Raw genomic sequence first — 18,632 nt, 5'->3', positions numbered from 1 at the left:
GCATCGGGATGTCGGAGAAGCTGACGACGTCGTCCTGCGCCAACACCGTTGGAGACTGCTCATTGGAAATGCCTCATGGCGTGTCCCGATGACGAGACAGTAATTCGTTGCACTTCCAAAACGAAGACCACAAAATCCAGACACCTCGTTTCACATATGGAACACCCATGAACCTGAATGCGCTGATTGATTTCACCCTCGTCGCCACCCATTCGGGGCTGGGCAAGGCCAGCCGCGCGAGCGGTATTTCCAAAGCCACCTTGTCGCGCCGAATCAGCGACCTTGAAGAACAACTGGGCGTGAGGCTGATCGAGCGCAGCGCACGTGGCCTGAAACTCACCGAAGCCGGTGAGGCGCTGATGTCTCGAACTGAAGGCCCGCTGAGTGAAGTGACCGACGCCATGACCGCCGCACGCGAAGGCGTTTCAACACCGCGCGGACGTCTACGGGTCGCGGCCCCGATTCTGTTCTCGCAGCTGGCGATGGGGCGTATCGGCGCCGAGTTCTGTGCGGCCTATCCGGAGGTGTTTATCGAGGTGGTGTCGGAAGATCGACGGGTGGATCTGGTGGAGGAACAATTTGATGTCGCCATTCGAATCAACCCAAGCCCGGACAGCAGCCTGGTCGGACGGTGCTTCGCCAAGGACCGGCTGATCGTGGTGGCGGCGCCTGAACTGCTCAGGCCGATGCCCGGCGCGATCCGATCCGTGCCCGCGATCGTGACGTCGACTTTCCAGCCCACCCACTGGCGTCTTGACGGCGGGCAGTTGGTCTTGGAGCCGGTCCCGACCATGCAGTTCTCTTCGCTGTTGATGGTCCGCGATGCCGCTGTCGCCGGTGGCGGTGCGGCGCTCATCCCACAGTCCATCGCCTGGAATCAGCTTGCCCGCGGTGAGTTGGTTCAGTGGGGAACGGTGTCGGGTGTAGAGCCGGCGCTTTGGGTCTTACACACCTCCAGGCGGCTTGCGGCGCCGAAGGTTCGCGCATTCGTCGACTTCATGTGTGATCACTATTCAGACATGTCGCTTGTTCTGAGGGGATAGGACTGATTAAACGCCGAGGGCGGGTGGTCTGGCCCGTAGACATACGACAACCACCGACGAAAGCGGGGTGAGTGCTCGCCATGGGCCGAAAATCACCCTTCAATGAAAACGCTCGGCGAACCGCAAAAACTCAGAATGGTAGCCGTTATATAAACGCTTGCCCTTGCTCCTTCGCCTCAAACGCGCTACAAATCCCACCCTCAAGTTGTACGACAACCTAACAATAAATCGCCATCCTCGACGATGGTGCCCACTGTTCGAGCCCTCTCATGACTGCCCTTGCCGCCACGCAAACCACACCCGCCCCCTTCTCCCGCCCCATCGCCGTGTTGATTCTGCTGTGCATGGGCTGTGCCTTCGCCGGCAACCACATTGCGGCGCGCGTAGCCTTCGATGATGGCGCCGGTGTGTTGCTGGCTATTCTGATGCGTTCGGGCGGCACCTTGCTGGTGCTGGCCGTGCTGGTGCTGTGGCAACGCCAAAACCTGCGCCTGCCGGCCGGGGCATGGCGCTGGCAAGTGCTGCTGGGACTGCTTATCGCCACCCAAAGCCTGTGCCTCTACTCCGCCGTCGCCCGCGTGCCGGTGGCGCTGGCGTTGCTGGTGGGCAACGTGTTCCCGATCTTGCTCGCCCTGCTCACCTGGGCATTCGGCGGCCCACGCCCGACGGCGCGCACCGCCTTGCTGATGGGCTTGATTCTGGTCGGCCTGGTGTTTGTCCTGGACGTACCCGGCCGCCTCTCAAGCAGTGCCGAGATCGGCCCGCAATGGCTGATCGGCGTCAGCCTGGCATTCTGCGCCGCCTTCGTGTTCGCCTGCGCGCTGTGGATCACCGATCACAAGTTGTCCCAGGTTCGCGGCTCAGTGCGCAGCCTGCTGACGATCTTCATCGTGTTCAGCAGCGTCAACCTAGCGGGCCTCAGCGGTGCCCTTCCGGGCGGCCTGAACCCACCGGCAAGCAGTACCGGCTGGCTGGCGCTCGCGACGTTGGTGGTGCTGTATGGCACCGGTTTTATCGTGCTGTTCATGTCGGTCCCACGCCTGGACATGCCGCGCAATGCGCCGGTCATGAACATTGAGCCGCTGGCGACGTTGTTGATGGGCTGGGTCGTGCTCGATCAAATGCTCAACGCCGGGCAGATGCTCGGCGGCGTCATCGTGGTGACCGGGATTGTGCTGCTGACTTACCGCAAATCTGCCCGCTAGCGATAAATCCCCGCCTGACCTGGCCCAATTCCTGCTCCTTCACTCCCACCCAGTCGCTACTGGCTATGCGGACGACTCTTTTGAGCCCGGCCGCCCACCCGCCTTCCCCGGATAATCCAGCATCCCCGACCCCTTCCGAGGCCTTCCCCATGACGAGCCCCTCCACCGAACAGGTAAGCCCCCAAACCCTGCGCAAGGTCATCATCGCCGCCGGCATCGGCAACTTCGTCGAGTGGTTTGACTTCGCCGTCTACGGTTTCCTCGCCACCACTATCGCCCAACAATTCTTCCCCAGCGGCGACGCCAGTGCGGCGTTGCTCAAAACCTTCGCGGTGTTCGCCGTCGCCTTCGCCTTCCGGCCCTTGGGCGGGATTTTCTTCGGCATGCTCGGCGACCGCATCGGGCGCAAACGTACCCTGGCCATGACGATCCTGCTGATGGCCGGCGCCACCACCTTGATCGGCCTGCTCCCCACCTACGCCGCCATCGGTGTCGCGGCGCCGATTCTGTTGTCGCTGATCCGTTGCGCCCAAGGCTTCTCCGCCGGGGGCGAATATGCCGGGGCCTGTGCGTACCTGATGGAACACGCACCCAGTGACAAGCGCGCCTGGTACGGCAGCTTCGTGCCCGTGTCGACATTTTCCGCCTTCGCCGCCGCCGCCGTGGTGGCGTACGCCCTTGAAGCATCGTTATCGGCCGAGGCGATGGGCAACTGGGGCTGGCGCCTGCCGTTCCTGATCGCCGCGCCGCTCGGGCTGGTGGGGCTTTACCTGCGTTGGAAGCTGGATGAGACGCCGGCCTTCCAGGCAGTGAAGCAGGAGCATGCGGTCGCCCACTCGCCACTCAAGGAAACCTTGCGCAACCATGGTGCGGCGATCTGCTGCCTGGGCGCTTTTGTGTCACTGACGGCGCTGTCGTTTTATATGTTCACCACCTACTTCGCGACCTATCTGCAAGTGGCGGGCGGGCTGAGTCGGGCGATGGCGTTGCTGGTGTCGCTGATCGCGCTGATCTTCGCTGCGGCGATTTGCCCGCTGGCGGGGTTGTATTCGGACCGGGTGGGGCGTCGGGTCACGGTGATGACCGCGTGCGTGTTGTTGATTGTGGTGGTGTACCCATCGTTCCTGATGGCCAGTTCCGGCTCGTTTGCAGCGTCCATTGTCGGCGTCATGTTGCTGGCGGTGGGCGCCGTGTTGTGCGGCGTGGTCACGGCGGCGCTGCTGTCGGAGACCTTCCCGACACGCACGCGGTACACCGCCTCCGCAATCACTTACAACATGGCGTACACGATCTTCGGCGGTACCGCGCCGCTGATAGCGACGTGGCTGATCAGCACCACGGGCAGCAACCTGTCACCGGCGTTTTATCTGATAGCGGTGGCATTGCTCGCACTGGCGGGGGGTTTGGCGTTGCCGGAAACGTCGAGGATTTCCCTGCACGACGTAGGCACGGAGGAAAAAGGCGCGGCACTGTCGCTGTCGCGTTAGGTTCATACCTATAGGCGCGAGGCTGCGATAGCGGTGGGTCAGGCGCAGAAAATGCCAGCAGTGCCGCCGCACAGCAGTTCCCGAAGACAGGTATGATCGACAGCCATCCGACCCGTCTGGACCCACGCCGATGCCAGTCTGCCAAACCCGCCCTGCCCCGGCGCCTTTGCTCAACCCCGGCGAGACCGTGGTGTTGTTCGACGGCGTGTGCAAGCTGTGCAACGGTTGGGCAAGGTTCCTGATTCGCCATGGCCACCCGCGGCGCGTGCGGTTGGCGGCAGTGCAATCTCCCGAGGGCCAGGCGTTGCTGGCCTGGGCGGGTTTGCCCCTGGATCAGTTCGACACCCTGGCGGTCATTCGCGACCATCACTATTGGGTGCGTTCAGAGGCAGTGTTCGAAATCATTGCGCAACTGCCTGCCACGTGGCGTGCATTGCTGCTGTTGCGCTTTATCCCGCGCGGGCTGCGGGATTGGGCTTACGACCGCGTGGCGCGCAATCGCTATCGACTTTTTGGGAAGTACGACAGCTGCCTGTTGCCACATCCGGATCATGATCAGCGCTTTCTGAAAGGCCGGCTATGAACCACTGCGCAGCCGGTCAAGCACCTCATCAAACGCCACTGTATTTCCTCCCTTGATTCTGTTTCCGACTGCATCATAGGCATTTTGGGCGCACCCGGACGCTCACGTTCATGACGGCGTTTGCTTACGTTACACTCGCGACTCCGAACATCAGCCAAGGAGACAGGCATGAGTATTCGCGGCAAAGACCGACAAATCGACAACATCGAATTCAACGTGGGCGATATTGCCCGTAGCAAAGCCTTCTACGGCGGCGCATTCGGCTGGACATTCGTCGACTATGGCCCCAGTTACACCGAATTCAGCGACGGCCGCCTGAGCGGAGGCTTCACCACAGGCGAGCCCGTTAGACCGGGGGGACCGCTGGTGATTTTGTATGCGGATGATCTCGATGATACGCAACAGAGACTCAAAGCCCTGGGTGCCGTTATCACCCGCGAGACGTTTACGTTCCCGGGTGGAAGTCGGTTTCACTTTACGGACCTGGATGGGTATGAATTGGCGGTCTGGACGGTGCAGCAGTAGGCTTGGGAACGCGTAATCAATATCGACAGCCGATTGAAGGGTCCGCCATGCACCCAGCTCTTCACACCGCAGCCAATGGTCATCTAACCCTGGGCCTCAACGAATTGCCTGACGCTTATTGGCTTTCGCTGGTCGACACCTTAGTCAAACACCATGGGTTCCGACAGGTGGGATCGCCCGTCGTCGGCCTTGACACGACAATTCACCCAAGTTTCCATTGCGCTGAGTTTAGCCTCGCCGCTGGCTGGGATATTTGGTTTGGGCACTATTTACTTTCAGAATCAGCGGCAGGTGATGTGTTTCTGCAACAGCTATTCAACCAGTTGAAAACCTGACCGGCTCACTGATGCATCACGATCTTTTTTGGATCAGTCAGCGGCCAAGCTATTTCCTGCCCGCTATGGAGAGAACGATGAGAGTCATATTTGCGTTGCTATTGATGTTGAGTGGGTACGCCTACGCCGGTTGCGGCAACATCAGTGACGACAATCAACGCGCCTATTGCAATGCCAAAATCAACGGACAAAGCTGCAGCAACATTCGCGACGATAACCTGCGGGCCACCTGCAATGCTGAAATGAACGGGCAAAGTTGCGGCAACATTAGTGACGACAATCAACGCGCCTATTGCAATGCCAAAATCAACGGACAAAGCTGCGGCAACATCCGCGACGATAACCTGCGGGCCACCTGCAATGCTGAAATGAACGGGCAAAGTTGCGGCAACATCAGTGACGACAATCAACGCGCTTACTGCAATGCCACGATCAACGGTCAAAGCTGCGGGAATATTCGAGACAGCAACTTACGTAACCAGTGTGAGGCCCTGAAGCGTTAATCGACGACTAGCGCGGGGCCGGTTGTTTTACATCGACACCCTCGAACCTGGCCGTGCTCATCACTGACCAGGATAACCGCCGACCTCCACGAACAGCTTACGAAGCTTCCTCTGGGCGGCCTCTGAAAGACGCGCATGATAGCGTCGGAGCTCCTCTTCAGCCGCGTCGGGCTTGCCGTTCATGGCCAATACAAAGGCGTAGGCAAGCGGATGCTGCGTGTAGTTGTAGAAACCCAGCCCGCCTGTCGACAGATGCTGCCTGACAAGCTCGAAAGCGCCAGGCAGGTCGGTGATCGAACGCGCTGCGTTCCAGAACGACTCAGCCTTTGGAATGGCGGCCCTGAGGATATCGGGTGCGCACTTCGCGATAGTTTCAGGCCCGTAGTGATAGGAGCGGCGGGCAAGCCCGATGATGATCAATATGAGTTTTTCTGATGGACTGCTTTCGGCCAAAAGCGATCTGTCATGAACTTGAGCATAAAGCTCATTATAGGGCTCGACAAAATTAAATTGAGTTAAGTATAGAGCACTCCTTGTTTTGCGTATGACTTTGAAGTAAATATCCAGCCAGAAATAAAAAACCACTCAAATAGATATGCACAGACAGTGCAGGCAATTCGATTGGGCTGCTAGAGTTGCAATTTAGCACTTTAGTATCACAACGCCATTTAACACTTGAACTATTGCCATCCAGCGGCCCATAGTCCCAATGCGCCATATTCTTGGCTGCACCATAAGAATACTAAAAATCTCTTGGAGACTCAGCATGTTAAATTCATGGTCGGTGCGGACAAGATTGCTGTTGGGCTTTGGCTTAATGGTAGTGATTACGTTTATGATCTCTGCATTTTCTGTCATTAGTTTAAATGAATCAAATCTACGCTTCTCAAATTATGTTGATGGTTTGGATAAGCGCATGGGGCTGATGAACGATTTATTGCTCGCTGCGCAACAACGTGCTATTTCAGCACGCAACCTTGTACTGATCACCTCTGCAGTGGAACGACAGGCTGAGGCGGATGCCATAAATACCGAACATCAAAAAGTTAAAAAGCTTTTGTCGGAACTGGTAGCGGGCGTCAATGTGTTACCTCCATCCGCCGAGGGTAACAACGCTCGGAGTTTAGTGGCTGAGATCGAGAAAATTGAGAAAATTTATGGCCCTGTCGCTTTAGAGATCACGCGGTTAGCCATGAGTGGCAATGATAAAGCGGCTATTGATATGATGAACAGTGAATGCTTGCCACTTTTAAAGAAACTTGTAACCAGCGTTATTAATTACAAGAGCTTTAACTCAAGCCTCGCGCAGGCTAGCATCAGTGACTCGCAAAACGAATATAAAAACACCCGTAACTTCCTGATGTTCTTCTGTGCACTGGCAATTACCATAGGGGTCGTACTGACCACTCTGATAGTTCGTGGTTTATCACGTGCTCTTGGTGCAGAGCCCACTGTCTTGTCCACCATCGCTCAGCGCGTCGCCAGTGGTGACTTGCGCCCGATTCTTGAAGCGAAAATGTCAGTGGCCGGTAGTGTGCTGTCCTCCTTAGGTGAAATGCAGTCACGCCTGAGCCTGCTTATTAGTCAAGTTAATACGTCATCGGCCGTTATTTCTGATGCCGCCGTTGACCTTTCCGCTGCGACAGAGCAGACCCGCATCGGCGTAGGAAATCAGAGAATTGAAATCGACCAAGTCGCCACCGCGATCCACGAAATGGTAGCAACCACCCTTGAAGTTGCGCGCAACTCCGAAGAAGCAGCCCATGCGGCACTCAACGCTAACCTTCACGCGCAGACCGGCGGCACCATGGCAAAAGACGCAATAGCCCAAATCAAACGTCTGGCCTCTGAGGTATCGAAATCTGCGGCCGCTATGGCACAACTCAAAATAGAGAGCCTAAATATAGGTGGGGTATTGCAAGTTATAACGTCAGTCGCAGATCAAACCAACTTATTGGCGCTGAATGCCGCTATCGAAGCTGCGAGGGCGGGTGATGCGGGTCGAGGATTTGCGGTGGTAGCAGATGAGGTGAGAACGCTTGCCAAACGGACTCAGGGCGCAACCCTGGAAATTGGAGCTCTGACCGCCAATCTGCAAAAAATAGCCGAAGAAGCTGCTGGGATGATGGAAGTCTGTCGCGGTTTGACTGATGAAACCGTCATACAAGTTTCAAACACCGGGAGTTCGGTTGAAACCATCGTAGGGATGATTGACAACATCCAGCAGATGGTCAGGCAAATCGCAACCGCCGGTGAGGAACAAAGTTGTGTGGCAGAAGAAATTAACCGCAGTGTTACTTCAGTTCGTAATATTGCGGATGATTCAGCTTTGTCGTGCGAGAGAACTGCCAGTTCAAGTAATGACTTGGCAGAACTCGGAGCCGTGCTACAGCGGCAAATAGGTAAGTTTACGGTTTGATGAGCTTATTAAGATTGCGTCTGCGGAGTGAGGAGCGCTCGATTGATTCACGCTCAGAATTATTTTTACAGATCACCGCAACCCAATCCATCAGAACGACATGTATAGCTTCTCGGCCACGTAATAAGTAGCACAACGCCCAGCAGATAGAGCGTTCAGCGACGCTGCTACGTAACTTGATCAAAATGGAACACTGCGGTTCGGAGGGCGCGTTGCGCGCGCGTGCTCCGCCTGCAGGGACTGATATCGCCGTCACCCGGACAGGGTCGGAGCCAAGTAATTTAACAGGATCCAATTAATTCTGGACTTCGACTGGCGCTTGGCGAATTGCCACTATACTGGACCAACCCACCTGTTTCATCGGGTCACACCACGTATTGAATTCAAGGAGCGAATCATGACCAGCACCTCAAACCTCACCTGTAATTTCACTCTATCCAGCAGCCTTGCGTTGGGTGTGTCCTTTGCCAGTGATGACGGTGGGGCCAGCTACGGCGGGCAAATTACCGTATCCACTCCCGCCACTGCCGGGCCCGTGAGCACAGGCTTATGGGACAACGACGGCAACGTGTTTTTTACGCTTTACCTGACTGAAAATCCCGAGATCAACTGCGTCATCAATTCCGGCTCTGAGCCGGGCTCGTGGGTGCCGTACATCACGTTAGGTCGCGAATCTGGATTGGCTTGCCAAATCAGCAGCCCGCAGCAAGTCGGCGAAAATAATTACAACTACACGCTGACCGTAACACAACCTGCTGCCTGACAAGCTGCGACCATCTGACTGGGGCCCGTCGGCGTTAGAGAGGCAACTGATGGCTTGCTGCGGGCTATGCGACGATTTTCCATGGAGGAAGTGACGTATGTACCAGCAACAGATCAACCATCCGGCCAACCTGAGCGCCGAACCGCTTCCCCCAGAGATATACGAGGCGATGTTCGACCTCTTCGAACATATTTGCCATTTCTGGGACAATCTGGATAACCCGCAGAACTTTAAATCACGGCTGTTCGTATTCATGGACAACCGTATCCGACTGCACCCCGAGTACAGAAGCTTTTATATTCAAGCCAACCAGACGCTGGATGAGTTAGTCGAACGTTTGGGCGAGGCGGCGGCTTACAAGATGCTATTCACCGACACAGCAGCCAACCAAGCGCCGCCACAGACGCCGTTGAGCCTGGTACGGCAGAAGGTATCTAACGAGTTCATTGCTTTCCAAGTCTCGCAGGGCGGATTCAAGGCATTCACAGGGGCTATCAATTACCCCGGCTACATTGCCGGCGCCTTCATCCCGGGTGAGCCTGTCCCCTACCGGACCGGGCAGGAGGGCGCACAATGAATACCGACGTCTTGATCATAGGCTCTGGCGTAGCGGCCGCAGCGATAGCCAACAGAATGCTGGAAGCCGATCCCAACCGGGAAATCCTAATCCTTGAAGCTGGCACCCGGGTGAAGATGCAAGACCAGGCCCTGTGGGATGACTTCATGGTTTCGGGCAGCTCTTACACGAAGCTGCCCTATTACAAATACAATGACCTGGATTACCCGCAGCGTGACGCTCCAGGCGAGAACCTAAGTGTTGGCGCGACCGTCGTCCCACTGGCGGGCGCCAGGGTCATGACTTATGGAGGTTCTACCATCCATTGGGGAGGCTGGTCCTTCCGGCTCAAAGCAGAAGATTTCCGACTAAAGAGCAACACCGGCCAAGGTGCCGACTGGCCGATTACCTACACCGACCTTGAGCCCTTCTACAACCAGGCAGAGTGCTACATTGGCGTTTCAGGAGACTCAACCGACCAAGACCCGCCCCGCTCGGCCCCCTACCCGTTCCCTGCCTTTCCTTACACGCTTGAGGACCAGCCCGTCTACCAGGCCATGACCGCCTTGGGAATGAGCAGCGCCAATGTGCCGATCGCCCGCCATGGCATCACCAACACCACGTCCCGCCACGCGCCCTGCAAAACCACAGGCACCTGCAAGTATTGTCCTTTCGGTGCGCGTTACGCAGCGCCCAACTTCTTGGGCGACATGACGGCATGGGGCAATTTTCCGAACCTGTGCATCATGGACAACTGCGTGGTTGAGCAAATCACCATGTCGTCTCGACAGCATGCCAGCGGTGTCACCTACCTGAATAAAATGAGCGGCGAGTTCCTTACGGTTGAAGCCAACACGGTAATTGTGGCCGGCGGCGCGATCGAGTCGCCGAAGCTGCTGCTGCGTTCATGCTCGACATATTGGCCCCTGGGTATCGGCAACGATCATGACCTGGTAGGCCGATATTTCGTGACCCACCCCTACTTCGTGTTCACCGGCACTCTCAAAGACAATCCCAACCGGTTGCAGCCCGAGATGGACTTCCCAACATTGTGCAGCCGTTATTTCGACAGCCCGCAGGAGCAGGCCGCGGGTAAATTTATACTGATAAACCCGCCGAGTTCGTTCGCCACGCTGGTCAACAACAAGCCGTCGAGTGTCACCCAAATGATGCAGAACGGCATGCTGCGTCAGGACATTGAGAAAGCAGTTCAAGGTCCAACCCAAGTGCAGATTCACGGCATGGTCGAGATCCCGAGTGAATACAGCAACAGAGTCTCGAATCTGGATATCCGCAACCGCATGGGCCTGCAGGAAACCATCGTGGACTACTCGCAGTCCGCGGACTTCAACACACGGATGCAGCAAATAAGCGCCCATGTGGGAAACATCTTTGAGTCGATGGGCGCAACCCTCGCCGGGCCGCCCTCCATTTCCTGGCGAGCCGATCATTCCGCCTGCACCTGCCGGATGGCAGGGACAGAGCAAGAGGGTGTCATCGATAAAGACCTCAAGGTTTTCGGTGTCGACAACGTTTATATCTGCTCCAACGCAGCCTTCCCAAACACTGGCGCAATCAACCCGACATTGACGCTTACGGCACTGGCGCTACGGTTGGGCGAACACCTGGCAGCTCCGGCACACCCATGACAATGCGAGGGCACATCACATGAGTACGTTGGAACAGGAAAAACAAGAGCTGAGCAAGTGGCTGCATACCGCCATGACCTTGGAACTATCCACCATCCCGCTTTATATGACCCCCCTGATCAGTATCAAGCCTGGGAAGAATCGAGTGCCCGCTAACATCCTGCGCGGTGTGATGATGGAGGAAATGCTGCATTTGTCTCTGGCCGGCAATCTGCTCTCTGCTATCGGTGGCAGAGCATGTTTCACGGCTGACAATGTCCCGTCATTTCCATTGGCACTGGCGTTCAACGGCAAGCGTTTCAAGGACAGGGAGTTCGAGGCCAACCTCGGCCCTTTCAGCCCGGCCAACATCGAAACCTTTACCCAGATCGAGCTGCCTGAAGGCTGGGGCGAACATCCCGAGCTCACGGCCGTCCAGCAGATCGACGTGCCCGGCTACACGATCGGTGAATTTTACGAGGCGCTCTCCAACAAGCTTGAGACGCTGTGCAAGACCTATGGGCCGACGGCTGTGTTTAGTGGCAACGTCGAGCACCAATTGGGACTCGACTACTATTGGGGCGGAGGCGGAAGCCCCATCGTCATCACCGACTTGGCATCGGCTCGGCGCGCCATTCAAGTGATCGTCACTCAAGGTGAAGGCAGCCGCCATAACGTATATGACGACGACCAACAGTATTTTAGCCAGCCAAATGAGGTATCCCACTTCTTCCGGTTTCGGGAAATTCAGTTCGGTCGCCACTACCAGGCTGGCGACAATCCTCATCAGGCACCCACCGGCCAAGCCTTCGAAGTGGACTACGACGAGGTCTATCCGATCCTGAGCAATCCGAAGTCAACAGATTATGCGCTCGATCCCGCAATGTCGGCACTTAATGAGCAATTCAATCGCCTTTACTCACTCATGCTCTATCAAATTGCTGAAGCGTTGAATGGCGCCGCGGGCGCAATGTACACCGCCATTTTGAACAGCATGCACGACATGACTGCTACCGCGCTGACCATGGTAGCAACGCCTATCGCAAACGATCCCCAGGGAAGAAATGGCGCACCTTCCTTTGAATGGATTCAACCTTTGGCATGACTGAAAAGGACGCAATGATGATCACATTGATATCTCGCTGGGAACTGCTGGATGGATGCCCACTCGACCTGAAACAAGCGCTGGACGGCTTGGCCGAGAGAGTCAGGGAAAAAGAGCCAGACACCTGGATGTACATGGTTCACTTGCAAGCCCCCGCCCCCTTGGACGCTGACAACAATCCTATCGAACCACCGTTACCAGCAATTCCATTGGCGCAGCAAACGGAGGTGACCTTCGTGGAAATCTACAAAGATGAATCCGCCTTCAGCCGCCACGTCAAGGGCTCGGTGTTTCAGTCTTTCTTGAAGGAATACAGCCACTATTTTAAGCAGGCCCCTGCACGGCCAGGGTGGCCCGCCACCCTGAATACGACGCTGGCTCGCGTTTCCGGGGTTATCCGCGACGCCGCTTGCAGGACTTAAGCATTTTGCCAAGCGTGCATGGGGGGCGCTTGCTACAACTTACCCCCTGTGCGTAGCCTCGTTTGAGGGGACTCACTAGAGTGGCGGCTAACGGCCAAAAGCGGTTAGTTGTCTCTCCGAAATTTTGGGCGATTCAGCGTGATACCAGAGGGCAGCAGCTTGCTCAAGGAGTTGTGCAATATCTTCATCGGTGTCACGACCATGCACCGCTGTCATGGGAGTGGTACGCAGCCTGTGCAAGATTATTGGCCGGAAGGCGAGCCTTCGCTGGTGCCCATCTGCACCAGGAAATAAGGAGATTGATCATGTGGCTCAAAAATGTAGCTTTTGCGCTGTTGATTTGCCCCCTCCTCACCGCTTGCTTTAGCAAGCCATTTCAGCCGCCCACGGCCGATGCCGACTTGTGGGAAAAACCCGGCGCCAGTCACCAGGATGTGGTTGCGTCCATGTTGGCGTGTGGTGAAAAGAATGGCTCCGGCGTTGATCCCAAGGCCAGCTTCCAAGAGATGGCCCAGCGATTTGTATGTATGAAGAGTGCGGGCTATACCCGGCGTGACGGTTTCGACATCTGTGCATTGCGCACCGGGGAACCGTTGAAGGCCTGTGAGTCGACGCAATGAAGCCACAAAGGCATCGCCCGGTATTGAAGGAGTCGGCATTGAACCCTTTAGGGTGAATTGCCCCAAGTATCCATAGGTACATCCAACTGACTGCTTCCGACCCACATCGGCCCTTCACTAAGGTCAGGAATAGACCCAAAGCTGCCCTTCGCGAAAGGCAGCTATCGGCCAAAAGCGGTCACTCGGCGTGTCTACGAAACTAGGGGCGATTCAGGAAATTATTCGCAACTATGTCGCCGCTAATTAGCGCATCCCAATATACGGATCTGACACAGAGCTACCTAACTCGGATAACGCGAGTGAAATCTCATTAAACACCTCCGGTGACACGTCTTTAGGCGAGCGAGAGGCTAGGAAAGTATTGATCGCTTCAAGCCCTAAACTCGCCATAATGCTAATAACCTCTTCAGCTTGCTTCAGATCATGACCACTCCATAAACACAACAAGCAATGTTCAATTCGCTCTCTGAGACTATCGTCTAGTAAACTATAGGTATGCCACTGTCGTTCACTCAATTGCACCAATGACTTTATAAGCACCGCGCTGCCGTTTTTTTCAGGTTCGAACTCATCCAACAACTCTGTAAACGCCGTTTCAAGTTCCTCCTTGGTCAGGAAATCTGGCAGCGACGCATAATATTCAACATTTTTCATGCTTAGAAATCCACAGGTATGCGTTGTATTCGAAGGCCTCCGGTAAAGCACGCCGTCTTGACCAAGCAATTTATTTCCTATTTTTATTTGCGCGGTCCATCCAGCTCCTGAGTTCGACCCTACATGATTCATGGCAGCGTTCGCATCCGGAGCATGCCACTTTATCTCGACCCGCAGGCCATTCAACGTGTACTGGAACTTGCTACCGTCGGTGAAAGTAGCTGAAGGTTTGAATAGATCTGGCTTGCCAGGCGGAACCAATTTCTGTAAGTCTGCGGCGTAAATCCTAACATTATTAATAAAACCCTTAGCTGACGCTTGAGCATCAAAAAATGCCGGTGGTTTACTTGGTCCAGGTTGGTTCAAGTAGCCAAAGTCACCATCGGCTTGCGACGCGGGGAAACCCGGTTTTGAGGGCGGCGCAACAGTTGGCCCACTCCTGTCAACTGTAGTACCACCGGTGCCTTTTGCACCGCCACCACCTTTTGCCGCATTAAACGCCGCAACGCCCAATCTGACTGCAACGACAAGCGCTGCAGCACGCTCAGGAGACATACCAAACTTGGAGGCCAAAAGCTCGGTAACTGTACCCGATGTAACGCCTGCCAAGTCATTCTGAAAGCCATAATTTTCGGCAATCAGCCTATTAAGCATGTTCGCAACGGCAGGAGGTGAATCGCTCCGGATTTCTTGGACATTGAGCGACTGCTTTTGACCGATAGCAGCCTGTCACCTGCGACAGCAATCGGCCAATACCGCCCAGTGGGTGACCAGCAAAATCGAAGACGAGCCACAAACACCTGCGGTAACTAAGCCCGATCTATTCGCCCGGAGTAGCAACCCTGCTTGGCATTGTGAACGTGAATGTAACTAACCTCTGGATTGGCAAACATCCGGGTAACGACAGGTTCTATTGCTAGTCCATCAGCGACGTCGGCGTCGAGCATCATCCCATCATCAGTGAAAGCGCGAAGTGATAGCAGGCGGATCCGCATAGACTCGGGTACCTGATCGACTGCGTCGTAAGCGTGCGCGGCCCACTCCCGTATGAAGATCGCGTGTGAGGCACGGTATGGCGTCTTGGCTGGCTGACAGACATGGTTGAGTAAAAGCACACTCTGACCCAGCTCCGCATCCTTCATTTCGATACGGTCAGGAAAGCCTGGGTTGCTGTCGACGATGTAGCGCTTTATCCCGAGAGACGCGAGCTCTTGGTCGGGCAACCCAAACAGTGACTGAAATGACTCCGGGGAAAGGCCAGTTATACGAAACGCCATGGTCGAACTCCTATTTTGGTTTGGAGTGCTATCAGACTGGAATTCGTACAGTGCTTACTATCCGATTCTTGCTGCTTTATTCAAGCTGCCGCGACCGGTTGTTTGAGTAAAAAGCTGGCATTTCGAATGTCGCTTGATTTGGCGGGATTTCACTGTAAAAAGGCTGCGGACTTTCACGAACCACCCGCATCAAAAAGGTCACAGGGAATGAGATCGATGGAAAATAACCCTCCACAGTTCAGTCGTATTCCGCTGGCAACCATCGGCGTCGGATTGGGCCTTGCCGTTGCCGTCTACACCACGGGAAAAGGCCCCTTCTTCCTGGAGAACTTTGCATGCACCTGGTTACCGCAAGTGGCAGTGCTTTGCATCGCGTTGTTGTGCAAAGCGTCACGAGAATCGCTGGGAGGAATGGCGACTGCCATGGGGCTGTACTTGTTCCTTTTCCACCTCTGGGTCACAGACTCCATGGGGTGGCTTTTCTACTTATTCAGCTTTCCAGGCATCCTCATCGGGGCATTGCTTAGCGTTGTTTTCAGCCCCTCGCGGAAGGTCTTCAAGGCACTGGTAGCGTTTGCGTGGGTGGTCCTCGGTATAGTGGGAAATTTGGCGGTTCTGGTTTTTACGCTCAGATAAGACGCCTAGCAGCGACTGGAAGTGGGTCATTATTTTATGAACGAAGGTTGGCAAAACGACGATTACCTCATCGTCCTCACGCAGGATGAAAGCTTGGCTGCGATGAAAGCCTACCGAGAAGCCGTTGGTTTGCGGGGGCGATCCAACAGACAAAACGAACGTGGCCTGGATCACTCATGAACAACATGCCGAACTTGTCGTCTGGTGGAACGAACAGTACAAGCGCGCCGGAGCGCAGCCTTTTAGCGACTAATCTTTAAGCCAAAATCGTGTGATTTTGAAGGTCAGCGAAAGGTCGGTAGCTGCGCTGCCACTTGCATCGCTCATAGCATGCGCCCGATGCATCCTCGATCAGCCAAAAGGATTCACACCGAATCAGGGACGATTAATGAAACTAACCGAGATTCAACAGATTACGCACCTGCCGGCGGAAGTTCTTACTTTGGAGAAAGAGGCCGTTGCAGAAGGTTTCCGGTTTCTTACGCGCCTGATTTCGGAGTGGCATTCTGGAACGAATCGCTTCAACGCACCCGGTGAATGTCTCATGGCAGCGTATTCGAACCAGCAAGTGATAGGAATCGGAGGGCTAACAGTTGATCCCTATAACAAGCCCGATACCGCAAGGCTGCGGCGAGTGTACGTTGCACCTGCGGCAAGGCATCAACACGTCGGTCAGGCGCTGGTAAACGCGTTGGTTGCACACGCAACTCTTCACTTTCAGAAGGTGCGTCTTTCCACCGATACTTCTGGAGGCGACGCGTTTTATTTGCGCTGCGGCTTCAGTCGAACAGAAGATGTCCATGCCACCCACATCATGGAGTTGGTCAATGCCTGATCAGGCAGCTTTCGGCTCAGAAGGAACCACTCGGATGCCTCTAGAAAATCAGGGGCGATTCAAACGAGCTTAAGGCATTTCAATCTAGATTTTTCTGACTATGTTAAAGGGTGAGTAATGGATGTTCTAAAAAAAGAGTGTATTGCCAGTGTAACGTTGTTTGATTTGCGCCTATCTGAAGGGGAGCTAATGATTTATGCAGATTGCATGCGCATTATCAAAGAGCGCCTTTGCGATTCGGAAATAGCTTCTCTAACAGTTTGCGAATCTAAAGAGGAGCTAACTCACTTCTTGGAAGATATGTTGAATGCGCTAAAATTAGTTGAAAGCCAAGAGTACATTCCAGATAGGTTTAAGTAGTTTTTAAGTCTGTGTCATTTTCAATTTTGTCTCTACAGCTGGGTAAGTTGAGTGTCTTTCTGTGGACAGGTGAAAAGCCGCTCATGGCCGATCGCAGTCGGAGGTGACAAGCAGCTATCGCCCAAGGGCCGCCGCTCGCAACCGACAGTTTCCTTGGTGAAGCAGTCAACCGTCGATCAATCTTGCGGAGCTTGGCCAGTCGTTTTTCCAATGTTTGCGAGAAAAATCCTGGTATCTCGATTAGAACGCAGATGAACCACGCTGCAAGCTGATGGCGCTGTTGCCAAGAGTTGTTGCATCTTCGCTCGCGCTGATTTTTTCGTCCGCCACATGAATCTAAAAAACTCCGGCAGGTTCGCCAGCCGTTCGGGGCAGTTCTCCGGCAAGTCAGGCCGAGACTTACCACGTTGGAGCAGTGTTCTGCGCAGTACGCGCAAGAATCGAAGTGTCGCCGAACGATCAATCCATATTAGAAGATCTGCACGGGCCATCCGGTTGTCCCAAGTGACTGAATGGCCACCTTCGAATATCCAACAATCACGGGCCTCGACGTCGAGACAAAGCCGCGTCTTCTCATCCCGGCTTCGCTCGATCCACCCTGGTTGCCAGTGGATAGTGTCGATATGAACGACCGGCAACCCCGTACGCTGGCCAAGCTTACGCGCCAAAGTGCTTTTGCCAGACCCAGGTTGACCAACAATCATCACCCGTTGCATCTGAGCTCCTTCTGGCTATGCACGCTGATTTTTTGGGGTGGCGATTTTACGCCAATGCCTATCTCCGTCAACAAAAGCGAGGCAGCTTTCGCCCGGAAGACTTCAGTCGTTTGGAGGGCATGGGTTGGATGAACTGTGCCAGTGCGCTGCGGCGTCGAGATGAACATGTTTCTGCTTTCGAGGTAAAAAGGGCGTATCGAGCGTGCCCAGCGCTATTGAAACCCAGTTGGCAAACTCACCTTGAGATCGTGACCAGAACAAGGCCGAACCGCACTGCGCGCAGAACTCGCGTGATACCGTCTCTGAAGAAGCATAGGTTTTGATATGCATAGCGCCGCTAAGTATTTGCAGCGCGCTACGCGGAACGCTGCCGTACGAAGCAAATGCGGCTCCATGACCTTTGCGACACTGGCTGCAATGACAATGACTCACCGCTTTGGGTGTGGTGGACAGCTCATAACTGACGGCCGCACATAAACAGCTTCCTTGATACACCTCTGTCATACGCTCTTCCATGCATGCAAAGACCCCAGCGTAACCTTCCCAATCTAATCAGTCGACCGAGCGCTACAGGCCTAAAGCGTCTCCGGTTCGCAGCGAACGGAGTTGAGAGATTCGTGACCGGCTCGTAAGCTGAATCCCTTTAATGACGGCTGCCTTTAGATGGAAAACAATATGTCGCTGCAGATCGAGCGGGCAGCTTATGACGAGTTCATCCGGCTGTGGAGCCAAGGACGCTTCAAGCAACAGCGGTTGGGCCAAGCCTTTTATAATCACTTCAAACTACACAGGCTCAACGATCAAGATTCATTGCACACACTCTACGAAGCGGATGGTGAGAAAGCCTCACGGCTAATTTTGCGCCTTTTCCTTCTGCACTAATCGGCAGTTTTTGACCGTTTACTGCATGTGGTGACCGGCAGAAATCGACCCATTGCTGTCGTTCATACAGGTCCAATC

The 18,632-nt window shown here is 55.0% G+C and carries 23 protein-coding genes; 18 read left to right on the top strand and 5 right to left on the bottom strand.

The window, feature by feature from the left end; all coding sequences use genetic code 11:
• Positions 1 to 167 precede the first annotated feature (167 nt).
• From AC3ZU9_RS08450 to AC3ZU9_RS08420, 7 genes are all read left to right on the top strand, one after another.
• On the top strand, positions 168 to 1,043 hold the full coding sequence (locus tag AC3ZU9_RS08450) for a LysR family transcriptional regulator (protein WP_064053463.1): 876 nt from the start codon (positions 168 to 170) through the stop codon (positions 1,041 to 1,043).
• A gap of 269 nt (positions 1,044 to 1,312) precedes the next feature.
• Complete coding sequence (locus AC3ZU9_RS08445; protein WP_490090573.1) at positions 1,313 to 2,248, top strand: EamA family transporter; 936 nt, start codon at positions 1,313 to 1,315, stop codon at positions 2,246 to 2,248.
• A 149-nt stretch (positions 2,249 to 2,397) separates the two neighbouring features.
• Positions 2,398 to 3,735 (top strand): MFS transporter, encoded by a 1,338-nt coding sequence (locus AC3ZU9_RS08440; protein WP_012724540.1) that lies wholly within the window; start codon positions 2,398 to 2,400, stop codon positions 3,733 to 3,735.
• Between the two features lie 130 nt (positions 3,736 to 3,865).
• The gene (locus AC3ZU9_RS08435) at positions 3,866 to 4,318 is read left to right on the top strand and encodes a thiol-disulfide oxidoreductase DCC family protein (RefSeq protein WP_490090572.1); all 453 of its coding nucleotides are present in this window, start codon (positions 3,866 to 3,868) and stop codon (positions 4,316 to 4,318) included.
• Between the two features lie 168 nt (positions 4,319 to 4,486).
• Positions 4,487 to 4,843, top strand: a complete 357-nt coding sequence (locus AC3ZU9_RS08430) for a VOC family protein (RefSeq protein ID WP_046036163.1) — start codon at positions 4,487 to 4,489, stop codon at positions 4,841 to 4,843.
• Between the two features lie 47 nt (positions 4,844 to 4,890).
• Positions 4,891 to 5,178, top strand: coding sequence for a hypothetical protein (locus AC3ZU9_RS08425; RefSeq protein WP_043205424.1), 288 nt, complete (start codon positions 4,891 to 4,893; stop codon positions 5,176 to 5,178).
• A 77-nt stretch (positions 5,179 to 5,255) separates the two neighbouring features.
• Positions 5,256 to 5,681, top strand: a complete 426-nt coding sequence (locus AC3ZU9_RS08420) for a hypothetical protein (RefSeq protein ID WP_043205425.1) — start codon at positions 5,256 to 5,258, stop codon at positions 5,679 to 5,681.
• A 60-nt stretch (positions 5,682 to 5,741) separates the two neighbouring features.
• Here the strand turns inward: AC3ZU9_RS08420 and AC3ZU9_RS08415 are convergent, their stop codons facing one another.
• On the bottom strand, positions 5,742 to 6,266 hold the full coding sequence (locus AC3ZU9_RS08415) for a hypothetical protein (protein ID WP_490090571.1): 525 nt from the start codon (positions 6,264 to 6,266) through the stop codon (positions 5,742 to 5,744).
• Between the two features lie 181 nt (positions 6,267 to 6,447).
• Here AC3ZU9_RS08415 and AC3ZU9_RS08410 point away from each other — a divergent pair, with 181 nt between their 5' ends.
• From AC3ZU9_RS08410 to AC3ZU9_RS08380, 7 genes are all read left to right on the top strand, one after another.
• Positions 6,448 to 8,100: a methyl-accepting chemotaxis protein gene (locus tag AC3ZU9_RS08410; RefSeq protein WP_046036164.1), complete on the top strand. Its 1,653-nt coding sequence runs from the start codon at positions 6,448 to 6,450 to the stop codon at positions 8,098 to 8,100.
• A 397-nt stretch (positions 8,101 to 8,497) separates the two neighbouring features.
• Positions 8,498 to 8,863 carry a hypothetical protein gene (locus AC3ZU9_RS08405; RefSeq protein ID WP_052308669.1) on the top strand — a complete coding sequence of 122 codons (366 nt, stop codon included), beginning with the start codon at positions 8,498 to 8,500 and terminating at the stop codon, positions 8,861 to 8,863.
• Positions 8,864 to 8,960: 97 nt separating this feature from the next.
• A complete protein-coding gene (locus AC3ZU9_RS08400; RefSeq protein WP_490090570.1) occupies positions 8,961 to 9,440 on the top strand; it encodes a hypothetical protein in 480 nt (159 codons plus the stop codon).
• Positions 9,437 to 11,068, top strand: a complete 1,632-nt coding sequence (locus tag AC3ZU9_RS08395) for a GMC oxidoreductase (RefSeq protein ID WP_102061369.1) — start codon at positions 9,437 to 9,439, stop codon at positions 11,066 to 11,068. Before AC3ZU9_RS08400 ends, AC3ZU9_RS08395 begins: the two co-directional genes overlap by 4 nt.
• A gap of 19 nt (positions 11,069 to 11,087) precedes the next feature.
• Positions 11,088 to 12,152, top strand: a complete 1,065-nt coding sequence (locus tag AC3ZU9_RS08390) for a ferritin-like domain-containing protein (RefSeq protein ID WP_490090569.1) — start codon at positions 11,088 to 11,090, stop codon at positions 12,150 to 12,152.
• The gene (locus AC3ZU9_RS08385) at positions 12,149 to 12,574 is read left to right on the top strand and encodes a putative quinol monooxygenase (RefSeq protein WP_490090568.1); all 426 of its coding nucleotides are present in this window, start codon (positions 12,149 to 12,151) and stop codon (positions 12,572 to 12,574) included. Before AC3ZU9_RS08390 ends, AC3ZU9_RS08385 begins: the two co-directional genes overlap by 4 nt.
• A 305-nt stretch (positions 12,575 to 12,879) precedes the next feature.
• Positions 12,880 to 13,194 (top strand): hypothetical protein, encoded by a 315-nt coding sequence (locus AC3ZU9_RS08380; RefSeq protein WP_490090567.1) that lies wholly within the window; start codon positions 12,880 to 12,882, stop codon positions 13,192 to 13,194.
• A gap of 243 nt (positions 13,195 to 13,437) precedes the next feature.
• On the opposite strand, the gene AC3ZU9_RS08375 is transcribed toward AC3ZU9_RS08380, so the two are convergent.
• Together AC3ZU9_RS08375 and AC3ZU9_RS08370 are read right to left on the bottom strand one after the other, a co-directional pair.
• Complete coding sequence (locus AC3ZU9_RS08375; RefSeq protein ID WP_490090566.1) at positions 13,438 to 14,502, bottom strand: hypothetical protein; 1,065 nt, start codon at positions 14,500 to 14,502, stop codon at positions 13,438 to 13,440.
• Positions 14,503 to 14,657: 155 nt separating this feature from the next.
• Positions 14,658 to 15,125, bottom strand: a complete 468-nt coding sequence (locus tag AC3ZU9_RS08370) for a DUF1203 domain-containing protein (RefSeq protein ID WP_490090565.1) — start codon at positions 15,123 to 15,125, stop codon at positions 14,658 to 14,660.
• Between the two features lie 216 nt (positions 15,126 to 15,341).
• Here AC3ZU9_RS08370 and AC3ZU9_RS08365 point away from each other — a divergent pair, with 216 nt between their 5' ends.
• From AC3ZU9_RS08365 to AC3ZU9_RS08355, 3 genes are all read left to right on the top strand, one after another.
• Positions 15,342 to 15,761, top strand: coding sequence for a hypothetical protein (locus tag AC3ZU9_RS08365; protein WP_224265939.1), 420 nt, complete (start codon positions 15,342 to 15,344; stop codon positions 15,759 to 15,761).
• Positions 15,762 to 16,149: 388 nt separating this feature from the next.
• Complete coding sequence (locus AC3ZU9_RS08360; protein ID WP_043205430.1) at positions 16,150 to 16,596, top strand: GNAT family N-acetyltransferase; 447 nt, start codon at positions 16,150 to 16,152, stop codon at positions 16,594 to 16,596.
• A 117-nt stretch (positions 16,597 to 16,713) separates the two neighbouring features.
• Positions 16,714 to 16,956, top strand: coding sequence for a hypothetical protein (locus AC3ZU9_RS08355; protein WP_093541917.1), 243 nt, complete (start codon positions 16,714 to 16,716; stop codon positions 16,954 to 16,956).
• A gap of 176 nt (positions 16,957 to 17,132) precedes the next feature.
• Here AC3ZU9_RS08355 and AC3ZU9_RS08350 read toward each other — a convergent pair whose 3' ends face one another.
• Positions 17,133 to 17,672, bottom strand: a complete 540-nt coding sequence (locus AC3ZU9_RS08350; protein WP_064053450.1) for a P-loop NTPase family protein — start codon at positions 17,670 to 17,672, stop codon at positions 17,133 to 17,135.
• 102 nt (positions 17,673 to 17,774) lie between these two features.
• Entirely contained in the window at positions 17,775 to 18,176 is a 402-nt protein-coding gene (locus AC3ZU9_RS08345) for a GFA family protein (RefSeq protein ID WP_082893930.1), read from the bottom strand.
• 159 nt (positions 18,177 to 18,335) lie between these two features.
• Here AC3ZU9_RS08345 and AC3ZU9_RS08340 point away from each other — a divergent pair, with 159 nt between their 5' ends.
• A complete protein-coding gene (locus tag AC3ZU9_RS08340; protein WP_064053449.1) occupies positions 18,336 to 18,554 on the top strand; it encodes a hypothetical protein in 219 nt (72 codons plus the stop codon).
• Positions 18,555 to 18,632 lie beyond the last annotated feature (78 nt).

This window comes from Pseudomonas sp. A39, assembly GCF_058145955.1.
The sequence above is the reverse complement of the archived record's forward strand: the minus strand, read 5'-3'. Positions and strand labels throughout refer to the sequence as shown.